Below are 14,272 nucleotides of genomic sequence, written 5' to 3' on the forward strand. Positions count from 1 at the left end.
TTGATGACGATGAGCGCCTGATGCCCTTGATATCGGGTTACCTATCCTACGCGCTCCGGGAAGCCGATATATCCCAGCAGACGGCCATCACCTATGGTCGCAACCTCGGGTACACCTGCGAGTACCTGATGAACCGCCGTGAGTTCCGTGATTGCGAGCGTGACTCAGCGTTCTTGGAAATCCGCACCCACGTGATCGAGGAGTACTTCGCTCACCTGCGCGAGGCAGAAGGCCTTTCCAAGAAGACGGTGCGCAACCGGGATTCGTCTTTGATGGCGTTTTTCAACGATTCTCTATGCCGGGGAGTGGACGACGTACCCGCGCCTCGTACCGCGCCTAACCCTTACACTGCCGGGTACCTATCTCCCCGTCCTAACAAGGGCCTGGTGGTGGCCTGTTCCCTGAATAATCTCAGAGAGCTCATCCTGGCCACGCAGAGTGAGCGTGAGCGTTGCTTGCTCCAGTTCATGTACGACGCAGGCGTGCGCCGCTCAGAAGTCCCGCGAGTGACCCTCAAGGCCATCGATGATGCCCTTCAATTTCAGGACACGTTGTTCATCTCGCCTGGTGTCTCAGAACCGGTGAACGCGGACTACTGCCCGCTGCATATTGATGGAAGCAAAGGCCCTGCGGACTCCTTCAAGCCCCGCCAGACGTTGGTCAGCCGCGCCACGCTGCTGCGCATCAAGAAGTACCATGCTTCGCCGCTGTACAAAATGACTAAGCGTCAATTTAAGGGGGCTGAGAACACCCCTGCTTTCCTGAATGCGGAGGGGGGTGAGTACACCCCTCGCTCGATCTCCAAGCTCTTGGAGCGCACATCCGAGCGAGCGCTGAATCTGCTGAAAATCGACAGGATGATCTCCCCCCACAAATTGAGGCACGGGAACGCCTATGCCCTGTTGAGGACGCCAGACATTGGTAGTGATTACCTTGACCGGCTAGTGACCGTGCAAAAGACGCTGGGTCACTCGCGCCTCAGCACGTCGGAAACCTATACCCAGATCCCCTACGACCTCTACCAGAAGCTCGTACGCCCCGGAACTGAAACCAAGACGAAAGCAGGCGAGATGGCCGAGCTTTCCCAACAGACGCGCCTGAAAATTGATGCGGGAGATATGAAATGAGTCGGCTGACTAGCGCTCAGGTAGATGCTGTCATTGAATCGTTTGTGGCCCGCGTCACTGATGATCGTGAATCGTTGCTTAGGGTATGCCTCAGTAGGGGGGAGGACTTGGCCGTAGCCCCTAACTACGTCATTGAACAGACCAACCTCAGCCCAATGGCGATCTCTAAGCGCACTTCATACTTTGAGCCGATCTTCGATGCGATGCGCTCCGAAGGCATCATTGTCCCAGGTCACTCGTCGAACGCTTGCGATTGGCGCCGTAGGTTGCTTGCTTGGTATGAAGGCATGCCTATGGAGGAGAAGTTGGCCATCCCGGTGTTTGGCAATAGCATCAAGGATCGAGGCTTCTTGAGCGAGATTCCTGAGTTATCAGGCTTCAATGGCGCGAGGACGAGATATGAACTCGTGAGGATGACATTCGAGGAGATCGTCGATGACCTCCGAAAGCTCGGCGTACTTGATTCCAGCTACCAAACTGTTGAGCAACGGGTTGCCTCGAAAACAGAGAGCAAACCCACTAAATCTTTGCGAGACGTCTTCAGCGCTTTGCGCTCAGTCCACATCCATCGCCTGTCTGACCTCGCAAGCCCGGAAGCGGAGCATCCCTTCCAGCACTTGCTGCACCTATTCAGCGCTTCATCAATGAAGAGCAGTAGTACGTCTGGTCAAAACAACTTCATCGAGGCTTTTAAATACTTCCGAGCCTATCTCATGGAGGCCAACTACACAGGCCAGGAGGATATCCGGGAGCTGGTAACGCCGTACTCCCTTCCTAAGCTCAGGGGATATCTCCAGGACAAGATCCTTGAGCGTTCACTGTCGACCAGCCACAGCAGTACCCTTATGAGCTCTGCTCGGAAAATGATGGCACGCGCTATCCAGATTGAGGGCCTGGGGCTGACCAGTTTCGTCGGTGCTGCAGGGTTTGATACTGAACGTGAGACTGACCAGTACAAGCCTTATCCCCAGGCTGTGCGAAACCGAATCTCGAAAGTCATTGAGCAAGAGATTGAGGAAACCAATCGCTTGGCCCAGCCTTACGTTCCAAGCCAGGTAGGGGAAAATCCGCTGAACCCTGACGGAAAAGTACGCCGAGGCTTTAACACTCTCGATAATGCGCGGTGGATTTTTGAGAACAAACTCGACTGCAAGCCCCTGAGCTTCGAATCCGTAGATAAAAACGACCCCTATCAACGGGCGTTTATGTCGATTATTTCGACTTCGTCAATTTCGATCTTCGAGGTTTATAAAAGCTGGGGCGTGCAGTATCAGATCGATGGTCGAGTCATTGCGCCATACATCGCTCGGCTTGCCCAGGTCACCGGCATGAACGCTGACTCTTTGCTTGGACTGGAGCTGGATGATTTCATTGAACGCCATGACTTAACCGATCGGCCTTGCTTGCTGTATTGGAAAGAGCGTTCTGAAGGCGCGAAGATGCTTCATCTCGATATTTTCCATGCGGAAATTTCTTGGCTGACGACGTCTCAAGGCCGTGTGGTCAAGAAAATCTTTGACGATGTGAAGCATCTGACCCGTGAGATCCGCTTGAATGCGCCTGTCGAGGCTCAGAACAAGCTCTTCATCTACCGTTCAAGCTCTCCCAGGAAATACGGTGTTGTAGATTCCTTTGAGAACTCTGGTGGCAACCAGCTCAATAAGACCCTGGATAAGTTCTCTCAGGATCACGGGCTGCTTGACGAAGATGGCAATCCTCTCAAACTATCACCGTCACGTTTCCGACCAAGTTTCGTGAGCGAGCTGATCGAGCGCGGCGTCTCTCCGCGTGAGATTCAGGTGCTCCTGGGACATAAGAGCCTCAGCACCACCATGGCCTATCTGGATCAGATGGACTTCAACCCCATGGCGCGCCGGATGCTGAACAAGGTTCTCCATGAAATGCAGCAAGACACGCTGGAGGAGGCCCCGAAGCTCATCCCGACCACGACTATCGAGTCCGCGCCTGAAGCTATGCCGCTGCGTTCTGGCCTGGCGACCTGCATGAACGTCTTTGATCCACCAGCATTCATCAAGGCTTTGGCAAGCTACGACCCCAGCAAGCCCTGCACGCTGTTTAACAAGTGCCTTTCATGCAGCAACAGCATCATCACGGTATCGCACCTGCCGGAGCTCTTCGCCATGCGGCGCGACTACCAAAGAATGATTGAGGTCAACCGGGTGCTCGATACGCCTTACGGAGCCGTCATCCTGGACAACCTTGATGTGCTGAACAACCTTCTAGATCCTGAGACATCGGACTTTTCCGTAGAAGAGTTGACGAAGGCTGAGCGCCTCTCTGAAAACCTGCAGGTCAGTATTTTGACCGAGGGGGTAACGCTGTGAACCATGCTCTGATCCCTGAACTCGCGGCGTACAAACAGTGGCGTACAGCTGCTCACACCCTGCTGCTTGAGTTGCGCAAGAACATCGCCGATCCGACTCCTGTGTCGCTGGAAGCACTCTCTTGGTACCAGGCGCTGATGGCGTTGCCTGTCAGTAAGACATCCGTCTTGGGCGACGCTGTCTGGGACTTCAACGATGATCATCCGAACGCCGCCAGGAACGTCCAAGGAGCCAAGCTACGGCTTAATTTTGAATCCTACCCATTGCTCAATCAGTCGGCGGTCTTGGAGGTCAAGGTGGCCCTGTATTGCTGGCTGAAGATGCCGGCGGCAACGCGCTCGTTTGCCTCGCCAAGGAACATCAAGGCCAACACCGCCATTTCATGCATGAAGGCTGGACTGAGCTTCCTGGATACGATGTCAGGGCAGGCGCGCCAGCTGATGACGGATGAGTTCTTCGAGGTTGGGCACCATGGCCTTACGTACTTCGACGCGGGTATGTACCGGGAGGCAGCGCCCATTCACTCCTACGCCTTTGGCCCTGATCTCAAGAAGTTCTTTACCTTGGTCAGGTCGCCATTTTTCGAGGAGCAGATTTTCGAAGAGCCACTGCCGTACGTTCAGCTGGAGTCGCTGGCCTGGGCCAAGGTACTCAAGCACGTCCCTGATTCCGAGCGCACATACCGTATTCTGCCGAACGATGTGTTCGAGAAGGCTTCCCGCGAGGCGTCGTTCGCAGTCGTCGATTTCCTAAGCACTCTAGGGGAGCCTGTAGATGATCTGGTTGCCCTGACCCGCCAAAATGCCAGTGGCTATTCGTTGGCAAGGGCCCAGGAGCTGTCGCGGTATAACTTCGATCTCTACGTGGCTCTGCGGCTCCGCAGGAAAGGCTACGAGTCCGACGCGATGGCTGAAGCATTGGATGAGGTTCGACCTGAGTACCTGTCGCAAATCGGTCAGCATGATTTCAAGGCACCTGAAACCCTGGTCAAGCTCACCAGTGCGAGATTGGACGATGAGTTTCGTCGGTACATCAATTTCGTCTCGTACAGTGCCTGCTATCTTGTGGCGCAGTACACCGGCATGCGGCCTTCAGAGCTTTCAGAGATCCTGGTTGAGTCGTGCATGGAGCAGGAGAGCGATTACTGGTTGCTGATCAGCAACGTGATCAAACATCGCCAAGGCTTGGCCAAGCTGTTCGACGACAAATGGATCGCGATTCCGATCGTGCGTGACGCGATTCGTGCTGCTTGCTTCATCGCTAAGGTGAAGCAAAACCCTTACCTGTTCTCCAGTGTGGACACCGTCGATCAGGAGGCTGAACCGAACTCGATGTCCTCCGTCGGCATCACTCGCCAGTTCAGCACGTTTTTTGAGGAGATTCTGACGGACGAGGAGTTCGAGAGCCTGGAGTTCTCACCTTACACGTTGCGGCACACCCTGGCCTATCAGATGGCCAGGGCAGAGCTTGGTCTTCCGTTTATCTCTCACCAGCTGAAGCATTTCGGTGACCTCATCGGTAGTGCTGGCCAGAACAAGGCGTTCAGTGCGGTGACGCTTGGGTACGGAGCAATCGCTGAGATCTTGTCCAAGGGTGGGCGTTCTTCTAGTAAGGCGCCGACACAAATGGCGGAGGAGGAGTACATCCTGAGCTACTGCGATCCTGACGGTAACTACGCCGGCCCCAATGCAGAGAGCCACAAGGCGCGGATGAAGAAGGTGTTCAGCGGGTACATGGCGGCTGGCTACACCAAAGAGCAAATCATCGCCCAGATGGCCAAGAAGCGCATGGCGATCATCAATGTGGGACAAGGCTTCTGCTATGGCGGTCAGCGCGAGCTATTTGACGAGTCTCTTCCCTGCATCGGATCGCTGCGTTGCAATCCGAATCGGTGCAAAAACGCCGTTGTCACAAAGGCTCATGCCCCTAAATGGCGGGAGATCTATGTGCAGAACAGCTTGGCCTTGAGCTCTCCGAACTCAGCAGGCGCGGAGGAGGAATTGCGAGCGGCGATGGAGGAAGCCAAGGGTGTGTTGGAACATCTGGGTGAGGAGGTTGAGGTATGACAGTCCAGGCCTTTGATGCCAAGAATAAGCTCGACTACGACCGGAACACTGAGCTGCTGGCTCAGGGGCTTATGCAGATTGCCTCTGATCCGAAACTGAAGCCGACGATGGCGGAGCTGAGCCGCATCACAGGCATTCATCGCAACACTATCCGGCAACGTGACTTCCCGGCGCAGCGGCTTGAGGCGATCAAGGACAACCGTCGCATTGCAGTGCTTGCTCAGAGGGTCAAGGCTGAGAAAAAGCAGGATCCCAAGACGATTCTGATGCAACGCCTTGAAAAGAGTCGAGTGGAAGTGCTTTATTGGTTCAATAGATATCAGGACTCTGAGAACTCTTGTGCAACGCTCGATAAGAGATTGGATACTGTCCGCGAGTCTAGGGACTACTTCGTCCAGGTCGCAGATGAGCTGCGTCAGAAGATCAAAGAGCAAGAGACTGAAATTTTGAAATTGCGTGACGCGCTGGATTTGGTCAGCGCGAACCTTGAGGAACCGAAATGAAGATGTACCACGATTTGCTGGCCGACGTGCTAGAGAATGGCGTCGAGAAAGGCGATCGCACCGGCACAGGCACGCTGAGTGTCTTTGGTCGCCAATTCCGCCACAACCTGGAAGATGGCTTCCCGCTGCTCACCACCAAGAAGCTGCATTTCAAGAGCATCATCAACGAGATGATTTGGTTCCTGAACGGTGACACCAACACCAAATGGCTCAAAGAGCACGGTGTCAGCATCTGGGATGAGTGGGCGACTGAAGACGGTGACCTGGGCCCGATCTACGGCAAGCAGTGGACGGCCTGGCCTACCCAGGACGGCAAGACCATCAATCAGATTGACTATGTCATCAACACGCTCAAAACGAACCCAAATAGTCGTCGCATTCTCTTCCACGGGTGGAATGTTGAGTACCTTCCGGATGAGTCGGTAAGCCCACAAGAGAATGCGCGGAACGGGAAAATGGCACTGCCACCATGCCATTTGCTCTATCAATTCTATGTGGCAAATAATAAGTTGTCCGCGCACTTATATATTCGGTCTAGTGACCTATTGCTTGGCAATCCCTACAATTTGGCTGGAGTTAGTTTTCTAACTCATATGCTCGCACAGCAGTGCGATTTGGGAGTTGGCGAAGTTGTAGTTACCATGGGTGATGCGCATATTTACTTGAACCATATTGAGCAAGTTAAGCTGCAACTGACTCGTGATCCGCGCCCTCTTCCAAAATTGGTGTTCAAGCGTAAGCCAGAGAGCATCTACGACTACAAATTTGAAGACTTTGAGGTTGTGGGCTATGACCCACATCCTCATATCCCCGCTCCTGTATCGATCTAACTGAGTCGATGCCTGGCTAGCCAATCTTGGTTGGCCAGGATGCGGGTGTCGAATGGCAAGTCTAGGCCTAGCCTCATCGTTTTAGACGTCTCTCCTGCAAGCGTCTGCCCAACACATCTTGCACCAGCCCGCTTGGTGTAGACGGACGCTCGAAACACCCTGTCGAGACTATCGCGCTATTCGGTTTCGATGGCAGCTTGCTCCCCCTATGCTCTTGACTCGTCTAGGAGCAGCAACCAGAGCGAGCCCCAGCAGCGGGTTCGAACAGTGACTCAACAATCGTACAGTCTGGAGTGTTCGAGCCTAGGCATGTTGACTCACACGTGCCTGCCATTGAGAGCAGCTCTATCCGGATCTGCTGGAGCTTAGCTACCTTAGATTCCACTTCTGCCAAGTGCTTCTTGACCACCGACAACGCATCAGCACACGGACGATCAGCATCTGCCGCGAGCGCAATGAGTTCGCGGATATCGTCGAGTGGAAAGCCCAGTTCACGATTCTGCCGGATGAAGATGAGTCGTGACCGATGCTTTTCGGTATAGATTCGATGCCCCCCTGTCGACCGTAGGGCCGGAGGGAGAAGGCCTATTTTCTCGTAGTAGCGAATCGTTTCAATGTGGCAACCCGTTGATTTCGACAGCGCTCCGATTCCTGACATCCAAACTCCCCAAGCATTTTCTTGAACCTGTAGTAGCTACAGATATTAACCTGCTCAATCGAAAAATGATTTCACGCGTTTTAAGGGCATTCCGTGGACAGAGAACAGCTAGAGAAGAACCAGATTCCCGTTTACTTCGTCGCGGTCATTGTCGCGGCTATCGGAGGCCTGCTCGCACCTGATGCCTCTCAAGCGTTAGGTGCGTTGGTGACACCAGCTATCGCTGTGCTGATGTACGCCATGTTTCTACAGATCCCATTCCTGGATCTCCGCGAAGGGCTTGCAAACAAGCGTTTCATGACCGCGCTGCTGACCGCCAATTTCGTCGCCATCCCCCTGTTGGTTTGGGCGTTGACGATGGGCCTAGCCGACCACCCGGCGATTTTGGTGGGCGCACTATTGGTCTTGCTGACGCCTTGTATCGATTATGTGGTGGTGTTTACCCATATCGGTAAGGGCGACTCCAAACTGACTCTGGCGGCAACGCCATTACTACTCTTGCTTCAGCTTGTGCTACTGCCCCTCTATCTAGCCTTCATGGTGGGTAATGACTCGGCGGTGGTTATATCGGTCGGCCCATTTGTTGAGGCCTTCGTAGTGCTGATCGCTTTACCCTTGGTCTTGGCAGTAGCAACAGCTGCCGGGGCAAAGAGGTCACGCGTCGTTGAGGGCTGGAACAATGCATGGGCTTGGATGCCTGTGCCAGCTATGGCGGCTGTGTTGGTCGTAGTGGTCGGCTCTCAGATCTCAGCAGTGGTCAGGGACATGGACAAGCTACTGCCCGTTATTCCCGTCTACCTCGGTTTCATGCTCTTGGCACCACTGGTCGGTGCGCTGGTTGCGCGGGCATTTAAATTGCCGGCCATCACTGCAAGATCAGTGGCGTTCAGTAGCTCGACACGAAATTCATTGGTGGTTCTGCCCCTGGCACTGGCTTTGCCCGAAGAAATCAGAGGGCTCGCTGCGGCAGCAGTTATCACTCAAACGCTGATTGAGTTGGTCAGCGAGCTAATTTACATCCGAGCAATTCCTGCTTTGGTCTGGCGCAAAATGTAGAAGCTTGGTAAGCACAAGTCCAAGACACCCTGCGTGATTAAACGGTCACCCACCTGTGTGGTAACAGCTCGGCAATCTCACTAGCTCGCTGCGTAGGCAGGCGCGTCAACACATCCTTCAGGTAGGCATAGCCGGGCAGGCCTGCTCCAGGTGAATACTTCGATCTTGATATACCAGTGAGCGGCTATCTCTCGGGCGACCTCCAGCGTAGGCTTCAGGTTATGCAGGACGCAATCAGGCACCAAGGAGTTCACATGTACCTCACGATCATGAAGCCACAATCGCTTCAGCAAATCGCTGTATTAGCCCGTGGATTATGGATCGTTGAAGGCCCTGAGGGCTCCGTGCTGGTAATCAAGGCAGGGAAAGAGCTGATCCTGGCCGCTCAGCAAAGGCGCGAATTGAAGCTTTACCTGGCGCCATACAAGGTAGACGAAACGACGGGATTTACGCTTCTCACTGCCTGCTTTGATGACCCACAAAGCCCGCTATTGATCAAAACCCCACTCATCCCAGGTGACCCTCTCACCGAGGCACTGCAGAGCTTCCCTGACGAGTTCAGTGTGTGCTTTTTCGACGAGCACAACCGTGAGCTGTTCAGTTGTAAGGCCCAGGCGAAGCTTGGTCAGCTCCGCAAGGAGCTCGGTACACTCAGCCCAATTGGAGCAGATCACTGGCCCAAGATGTATGAGCAGGCGGACAGGTGGTTCAGCCTCACGACCTATGAGGACGACGCTCGTGCCGCAACGGTGTTACTAGGGGAGGATTTGTTCCCCTCGGACTATTTGATCACCGACCTGACCCGCCAGGACTTTCGAGGCTCCAAAGGCTTTTCCAATACACAGTTGGAGCGCACTGAGCCGGGTACGTTTCAGGAACTGGATATCATCTATCTGCTCCAGCGGGCATATACCTCCGAGCGGATCATCCATGGCCCCTTGAAGGTCTCCGATGGCGAGGAGCTGGCTGACGTAGTGGTAATGGGCGATGAAGTGACTTTACTGCTGCAGGCGAAGGACAGTCCCAATACCCCAGCGACGTTGAACACAACGCTTGAGAGAAAGCGAAAGAAGGCTACAAGTCAGTTGAAGAACGGTCTTCAGCAACTACGTGGCGCTATTTCAACGATCAAGCGAGAAGGCAATCCAGCCTTGGCGCTTGTGGGCGGCACGCCCTTGGACATTGATCTTGCTGCACGACCCCTGGTGGGAGTTGTCGTGGTCAGAGAGTTTTTTATCGACAACTACGATGAATACAGCACCATGATTTTGAAGTTCATGGATGAGGTTGGTGTCCGCGTCCTAGCCTTCGATTACAACGAGTTCGAGGTGATGACCCGCCACTGCCCTTCGGAAGATGCACTGCTGTCAGCGTTCTTCCAGATTTCCAAATGCGCTGAGGAAAGGCGGATCTATCCCAGGCTGCGCTTCAAGGATCTGCCGCCGCGCTAAATCGAATCGGACAAGTGGAGAGCTTCTTTGCTCGTGCCCCACGACTCCCTTTCTAACCAGGCAGTTCTTTGAGCCAGTAACGCCTGACAGTCGCTTCAGGCAAACCCAGCGCTCGACTCACCTCCGCCTTCGACATGCCACTGGCCTTGAGCTCTAGCACAGCTCGGATTCGATCTGGGCTGCTGGGTTTGCCTCGCGTGCGCTTTACCAGCCCTTCACCTGCGTCCCAGTGCTTCTTCAGGCCCTGCAAGCCTCCCAGGGCTATGAAGCCCTCCAAATCCTGCGAAGCCTTCGCCATGACATCGATAGGTGATGACCCATTCTGGAGAGCCTGGCATAGCGCGACGAGAGCCACGAGGTCGAAATCTAGGGTGCGCGCGATCTTGCTCAGCTTGACCAAAGAGACCTGCGTTTTCCCTTGCTCCAATCGCGACAGATTGGCTTGGGAACTGATCTCGGCGAGCTCCTCCTGGGCCGATCCTCTAAGGTCGCGCAGAGCTCGGACTATTGCTGCTATCTCGTTCTGCATGCTGAGCGCTCAAAACGAAGAATAGGGCCACAGCGTCATGCGTCGATAAATATCGAAAGCTGGCAATAATGGCGCCCATCGTTTATCGTGGGCCTACAGATGACAGCCTCGCCGCGTCCGGGCGACCGGCCAGGGAGTGATCAATTTATTAGAAAGTCGACGTCAGCAGGCTAGGGATGAAGCTTCACATACTGTCTGATTTACATTGTGAGTTCGCCGATTTCGTCCCCCCTGTGGTGGACTGTGACGTGGTCGTATTAGCCGGCGACATCCACGTGAAGTCCAGGGGGGCCAGATGGGCCAGCCTGGCCTTCAGCACGCCTGTCGTCTACGCCATGGGCAATCATGAGCACTACAGCGGGAATATAGATCGAACTCACAGCAAGCTGCTTGACGCTGCTGAGGCGCACGTCCACGTCTTGGAAAATCAGGTTTTAGAGTACGGTGATGTGCAGTTTCTCTGTGCTACGGCTTGGACAAGCCTGGCCGCGACCGGAGACCCAGTAGCTGCTTCTTGGTGTGCTCGTGACTCACTGAATGACTTTCGCGCTATCCGTGTCGGTGAACAGTATCGGCGTTTGCGCCCTGACGACCTGATCGCGAGAAATCGAGAGACGAAGGAGTGGTTAGAGGCTCAGCTGTCTCTGCCATTCAACGGTAAACGTGTAGTTGTGACTCACCATCCGCCTCTTATGAAGTTCGTGAGTGACCAAGGAGCCGATCCTCACTTGCGAGCAGCCTATGGAAACAATTGGGATGGCCTGATGGATTTCAAGATCGATCTATGGATCTTTGGCCATACCCACGAAGCTGTGGATGAGGTTGTTAATGGCGTCCGGTTTGTGAGTAATCCTCGTGGTTATCCCACCGAAGAAACTGGCTTTCGGCCAGACCTAGTTGTCAGTGTATGAAGCCTGACAGGGCTGCCGGCGTTTAGCTTTTTTCAGTAAGTGAGTAGGTTTCAAATTCGAACGTGATGGAGAATCCATGAGTTGTCTGAATTCCCAGGACTGGACGGCTGAGGGCGGAATACGACTGCCCAGTCTGGTGTCAGCTAAGTTGGCGATTGCGCAGGCCCATGATTGGGGTGCACTAGTGGACGCGTATCTGGTAGATGCAGCTGAAGTTGGCGATCGTTTCGTTGCGTATGTGTATGGCGATCTTTCAGGGCAACTGGTTGATGGGATGACAATTGTCACACCCCCTAGTGAGGTGATAGCGGAGGTCGAAGGCATGGCGTTATTGCGGACAGTGTCAGGCAACGATCATTACGTCATGGTCAGCCGATTGCCTGCCGCCGCTTGAGTGCCCCCGCGTCGTCGAGGCCGCTGTCTCAGCCTGCTTCAGTAGGCCCCACCGTCATCTAATCCATTAATAGTTAATGTGTGTTTAAGGGAAGAAGCATGTCCGAGTTAAAGAAATTGACATTGACTGTTAAGAACTATGATGCTCAAGCGAGCGGTGATCTAGACGCTCTCTATCGACGTGTTAGATATGAAGATGAACACGGCGCTACGCTCTATTTCAAGGAGGTTGTGATGCTGAAGTATCTTGCGAAGCATGGTGCTTTGGCGACTGATGTTCCGCGAACTTGGTACTATAAACATGCCTCAAAGAAATCGATAATTGTTGTCGCTTTTGAGAAGGCTGGTGGGAAAGTTGAGTGCGACTTGGATGATCTGCGAATTATTGCAAGGTCGACTTTGGTAAAGGGTGTGGTTATTTCGCTAGCAGCGGTTCCAGCTGGGATTATTGCTGCAACGGCCACCTTTGGAGTTGGGCTTGTCATTATTCCTATGTTTTTGTGGTATGGGTACAGGAACGTCTTCAAGCTTCCGAAAATGCTGGGTCGAAAAACGCTGGTGGATGATTTTTCAAAATTTGGCGTTACTCTTCGGTAGATTGGTTATTTGGTTGTTGAGCTTGATTCTCGTTAGAGTGGCTGGCTGTCTTGCGGGCGGTGACCAGCGAAGGAAACTCAGATGAAGACCAGTGCCGTAATCTTTGACGCCTTCGGAACGCTGGTAGAGATACAGCAGCCGACACATCCGTTTCGACAGTTGCTTCGAGAGGGGCGACGCCAAGGCCGCTTGCCTCGCGCTGATGACATCCGAACGATCATGACCCATTGCCTTTCTCTAAGCGAGGCTGCGCTGGCCTTTGGTATCAAGATCTCGCCCTCCCAACTCGCATTTCTTGATCAATGCTTGGAGGAAGAGCTGGCAAGCATTCAGCCTTATCCAGACGCGGTTGAGGCCGTTGGGCTACTGCAAGCTGCAGGGGTGAGACTGGCCGTATGTTCAAACCTGGCAATGGCCTACGGCCCCGTAGTGGAAAGGATTTTCCCGCACCTTGGGGCCTATGGTTTCAGCTATCGCATTGGTGTTATGAAACCGCAAGCCGGCATCTATCAGCACACCTGCGATCTGCTTAATGTCCGGCCAGAAAATGAGCTCAGTGGTCAGAGGCGGATCGTCATGATTGGCGACTCAGAAAGGTGTGATCGGGATGGGCCTGGCCAGGTTGGTATCAAGGGTTACCTGTTGCGCAGGAATGGAGACGGGGCTTCCAATCTTTCCCACTTTGCACGATCAGTGCTGAGTGATAGGTAGCTGCGAGCAGATCTTCAATTCGATGGTAAGCGTTGCGTCTGAGCTAAAGGGCCGCGCCACGAGGTGGCCCTGCCGGGATGCCCCCTGCACAGAGTACGAGGGGCGACCAGACCAGTATCACCAGAGGGTGAAGCATGAATGAGCTTAGGATTGTCGGGCGATGTGTTCGCTCCCCGATTGGCTGCTGGAGTGCTAGGCATCGCTGTTTTCAGACGCGTTACGAGCAAGTCTTCTCAATCGCACTTGAAGTGTTTGGAAGCCGAAAGAAGGCGCAGCGATGGCTTGTAAGATCTGTAGCAGGTGTAGGCCGTCAGACACCCTGCAGGGTGCTGTGCACACCTATGGGATTCACAATTATCCATGACGAGATTATGCGGCTTGATCACGGCATACGTGCCTAATCCCATTTAGCCAGTCATTTGGCAGGGAGAGCAAGGCTCGTAATAAAGCTTATTGCTACTAGAATGCACATTCCAACTAACAGCGGAATTGATCCAAATCTTTCTAGAGCAAGTGCTGCTGCTATGGGGCCTACAGCCTGGGCAATCAGCATCGGGCGAGCCAGCAGCCCCATACGTGCTCCGTAGCCATCCGCGCCGAATAGAGCCAAGGGTAATGTTCCGCGAGCAATGGTTAGAATTCCATTACCTGCTCCGTAAAGCGCCAAGGCTACGAAGGCCAGCCACGGGATGGCCGGTAACAGCAGCGCAATACCCACCCCGCATAGCAGGATGGCGATACGAGCCGACCAGGTAGGGTGTAGGTTTCGCCCAATCGAAAACTCTGCAAGGCGTGCCATGACTTGAGATGGCCCAATCATCATTCCTATGGCCAGTGCTGTTGAAGTTGCGATGCCAAGCAGTTTTAGCACATCAAGTAGGTGGACTGAGACGGAAGAAATAACCAGCGACTGGAATGTCAGCAGCGCTGCCAGCAGGATGAATATGCGATTGGTTAGTTTGCTGGAACTAGGCTTTGTACGAAAAGTATTGCCGCATGCAACGTAGGCTGCAGGCCAAGGTGACCATGGCTGCAAAGCTCTTGGCCAGCTTGTCATAGCGAGTGCCGATCCTGCGATTTTCTTTCAGCCAGCCA

At 54.0% G+C, this 14,272-nt stretch carries 14 protein-coding genes and 2 pseudogenes; 12 read left to right on the plus strand and 4 right to left on the minus strand.

The features are described from left to right. The first annotated feature begins 20 nt into the window (after positions 1 to 20). From MF4836_RS12555 to MF4836_RS12575, 5 genes are read left to right on the plus strand one after another with little or no spacing between them, the layout of a single operon-like run. On the plus strand, positions 21 to 1,127 hold the full coding sequence (locus MF4836_RS12555; RefSeq protein ID WP_178102935.1) for a tyrosine-type recombinase/integrase: 1,107 nt from the start codon (positions 21 to 23) through the stop codon (positions 1,125 to 1,127). Further along, positions 1,124 to 3,472, plus strand: coding sequence for a site-specific integrase (locus tag MF4836_RS12560; RefSeq protein ID WP_033897587.1), 2,349 nt, complete (start codon positions 1,124 to 1,126; stop codon positions 3,470 to 3,472). Before MF4836_RS12555 ends, MF4836_RS12560 begins: the two co-directional genes overlap by 4 nt. Further along, positions 3,469 to 5,538 (plus strand): tyrosine-type recombinase/integrase, encoded by a 2,070-nt coding sequence (locus tag MF4836_RS12565; protein WP_078470573.1) that lies wholly within the window; start codon positions 3,469 to 3,471, stop codon positions 5,536 to 5,538. The genes MF4836_RS12560 and MF4836_RS12565 overlap by 4 nt, the downstream gene beginning before the upstream one ends. Then, positions 5,535 to 6,041, plus strand: a complete 507-nt coding sequence (locus tag MF4836_RS12570) for a hypothetical protein (protein ID WP_078470574.1) — start codon at positions 5,535 to 5,537, stop codon at positions 6,039 to 6,041. The genes MF4836_RS12565 and MF4836_RS12570 overlap by 4 nt, the downstream gene beginning before the upstream one ends. Beyond that, positions 6,038 to 6,871, plus strand: coding sequence for a thymidylate synthase (locus tag MF4836_RS12575; protein WP_033897590.1), 834 nt, complete (start codon positions 6,038 to 6,040; stop codon positions 6,869 to 6,871). The genes MF4836_RS12570 and MF4836_RS12575 overlap by 4 nt, the downstream gene beginning before the upstream one ends. Positions 6,872 to 7,094: 223 nt before the next feature. Here MF4836_RS12575 and MF4836_RS35960 read toward each other — a convergent pair whose 3' ends face one another. Next, on the minus strand, positions 7,095 to 7,529 hold the full coding sequence (locus MF4836_RS35960) for a MerR family transcriptional regulator (protein ID WP_078470575.1): 435 nt from the start codon (positions 7,527 to 7,529) through the stop codon (positions 7,095 to 7,097). Between the two features lie 93 nt (positions 7,530 to 7,622). Between MF4836_RS35960 and MF4836_RS12585 the strand changes: the two genes are divergently transcribed. Then, positions 7,623 to 8,585, plus strand: coding sequence for an arsenic resistance protein (locus MF4836_RS12585; RefSeq protein ID WP_033901842.1), 963 nt, complete (start codon positions 7,623 to 7,625; stop codon positions 8,583 to 8,585). A 37-nt stretch (positions 8,586 to 8,622) separates the two neighbouring features. Here the strand turns inward: MF4836_RS12585 and MF4836_RS12590 are convergent. Beyond that, positions 8,623 to 8,715: pseudogene (locus tag MF4836_RS12590) on the minus strand (transposase domain-containing protein); the annotation flags it as partial. 124 nt (positions 8,716 to 8,839) lie between these two features. Here MF4836_RS12590 and MF4836_RS35800 point away from each other — a divergent pair. Continuing rightward, positions 8,840 to 10,036: a hypothetical protein gene (locus tag MF4836_RS35800; RefSeq protein ID WP_228386024.1), complete on the plus strand. Its 1,197-nt coding sequence runs from the start codon at positions 8,840 to 8,842 to the stop codon at positions 10,034 to 10,036. 52 nt (positions 10,037 to 10,088) lie between these two features. On the opposite strand, the gene MF4836_RS12600 is transcribed toward MF4836_RS35800, so the two are convergent. After that, the gene (locus MF4836_RS12600) at positions 10,089 to 10,565 is read right to left on the minus strand and encodes a helix-turn-helix domain-containing protein (protein ID WP_033901843.1); all 477 of its coding nucleotides are present in this window, start codon (positions 10,563 to 10,565) and stop codon (positions 10,089 to 10,091) included. 176 nt (positions 10,566 to 10,741) lie between these two features. Here MF4836_RS12600 and MF4836_RS12605 point away from each other — a divergent pair, with 176 nt between their 5' ends. The 5 genes from MF4836_RS12605 to MF4836_RS36130 all read left to right on the plus strand — a co-directional run bounded on the left by MF4836_RS12605 (position 10,742) and on the right by MF4836_RS36130 (position 13,578). Continuing rightward, on the plus strand, positions 10,742 to 11,476 hold the full coding sequence (locus tag MF4836_RS12605; RefSeq protein ID WP_060548093.1) for a metallophosphoesterase: 735 nt from the start codon (positions 10,742 to 10,744) through the stop codon (positions 11,474 to 11,476). A 76-nt stretch (positions 11,477 to 11,552) separates the two neighbouring features. Next, positions 11,553 to 11,870 carry a hypothetical protein gene (locus MF4836_RS12610; protein ID WP_033901845.1) on the plus strand — a complete coding sequence of 106 codons (318 nt, stop codon included), beginning with the start codon at positions 11,553 to 11,555 and terminating at the stop codon, positions 11,868 to 11,870. Between the two features lie 98 nt (positions 11,871 to 11,968). After that, positions 11,969 to 12,466 carry a hypothetical protein gene (locus MF4836_RS12615; RefSeq protein ID WP_033901917.1) on the plus strand — a complete coding sequence of 166 codons (498 nt, stop codon included), beginning with the start codon at positions 11,969 to 11,971 and terminating at the stop codon, positions 12,464 to 12,466. Positions 12,467 to 12,547: 81 nt separating this feature from the next. After that, positions 12,548 to 13,177, plus strand: coding sequence for an HAD family hydrolase (locus tag MF4836_RS12620; protein WP_033901918.1), 630 nt, complete (start codon positions 12,548 to 12,550; stop codon positions 13,175 to 13,177). A 134-nt stretch (positions 13,178 to 13,311) separates the two neighbouring features. Continuing rightward, entirely contained in the window at positions 13,312 to 13,578 is a 267-nt protein-coding gene (locus tag MF4836_RS36130; protein WP_076964232.1) for an antitoxin Xre/MbcA/ParS toxin-binding domain-containing protein, read from the plus strand. Positions 13,579 to 14,145: 567 nt separating this feature from the next. On the opposite strand, the pseudogene MF4836_RS34720 reads toward MF4836_RS36130, so the two are convergent. Continuing rightward, positions 14,146 to 14,272, minus strand: a pseudogene (locus tag MF4836_RS34720) (IS5/IS1182 family transposase); the annotation flags it as partial.

Origin of the sequence: Pseudomonas sp. MF4836, from assembly GCF_002018875.1 — a bacterium.
Classification (GTDB): domain Bacteria; phylum Pseudomonadota; class Gammaproteobacteria; order Pseudomonadales; family Pseudomonadaceae; genus Aquipseudomonas.

Coding starts and splice junctions, on each gene's coding strand:
- MF4836_RS12560 (WP_033897587.1), top strand. CDS start 1,124: ATGAGTCGGCTGACTAGCGCTCAGGTAGATGCTGTCATTGAATCGTTT.
- MF4836_RS12600 (WP_033901843.1), bottom strand. CDS start 10,565: ATGCAGAACGAGATAGCAGCAATAGTCCGAGCTCTGCGCGACCTTAGA.
- MF4836_RS12615 (WP_033901917.1), top strand. CDS start 11,969: ATGTCCGAGTTAAAGAAATTGACATTGACTGTTAAGAACTATGATGCT.
- MF4836_RS12555 (WP_178102935.1), top strand. CDS start 21: ATGCCCTTGATATCGGGTTACCTATCCTACGCGCTCCGGGAAGCCGAT.
- MF4836_RS12605 (WP_060548093.1), top strand. CDS start 10,742: ATGAAGCTTCACATACTGTCTGATTTACATTGTGAGTTCGCCGATTTC.
- MF4836_RS12610 (WP_033901845.1), top strand. CDS start 11,553: ATGAGTTGTCTGAATTCCCAGGACTGGACGGCTGAGGGCGGAATACGA.
- MF4836_RS12575 (WP_033897590.1), top strand. CDS start 6,038: ATGAAGATGTACCACGATTTGCTGGCCGACGTGCTAGAGAATGGCGTC.
- MF4836_RS12620 (WP_033901918.1), top strand. CDS start 12,548: ATGAAGACCAGTGCCGTAATCTTTGACGCCTTCGGAACGCTGGTAGAG.
- MF4836_RS35960 (WP_078470575.1), bottom strand. CDS start 7,529: ATGTCAGGAATCGGAGCGCTGTCGAAATCAACGGGTTGCCACATTGAA.
- MF4836_RS35800 (WP_228386024.1), top strand. CDS start 8,840: ATGTACCTCACGATCATGAAGCCACAATCGCTTCAGCAAATCGCTGTA.
- MF4836_RS36130 (WP_076964232.1), top strand. CDS start 13,312: ATGAATGAGCTTAGGATTGTCGGGCGATGTGTTCGCTCCCCGATTGGC.
- MF4836_RS12570 (WP_078470574.1), top strand. CDS start 5,535: ATGACAGTCCAGGCCTTTGATGCCAAGAATAAGCTCGACTACGACCGG.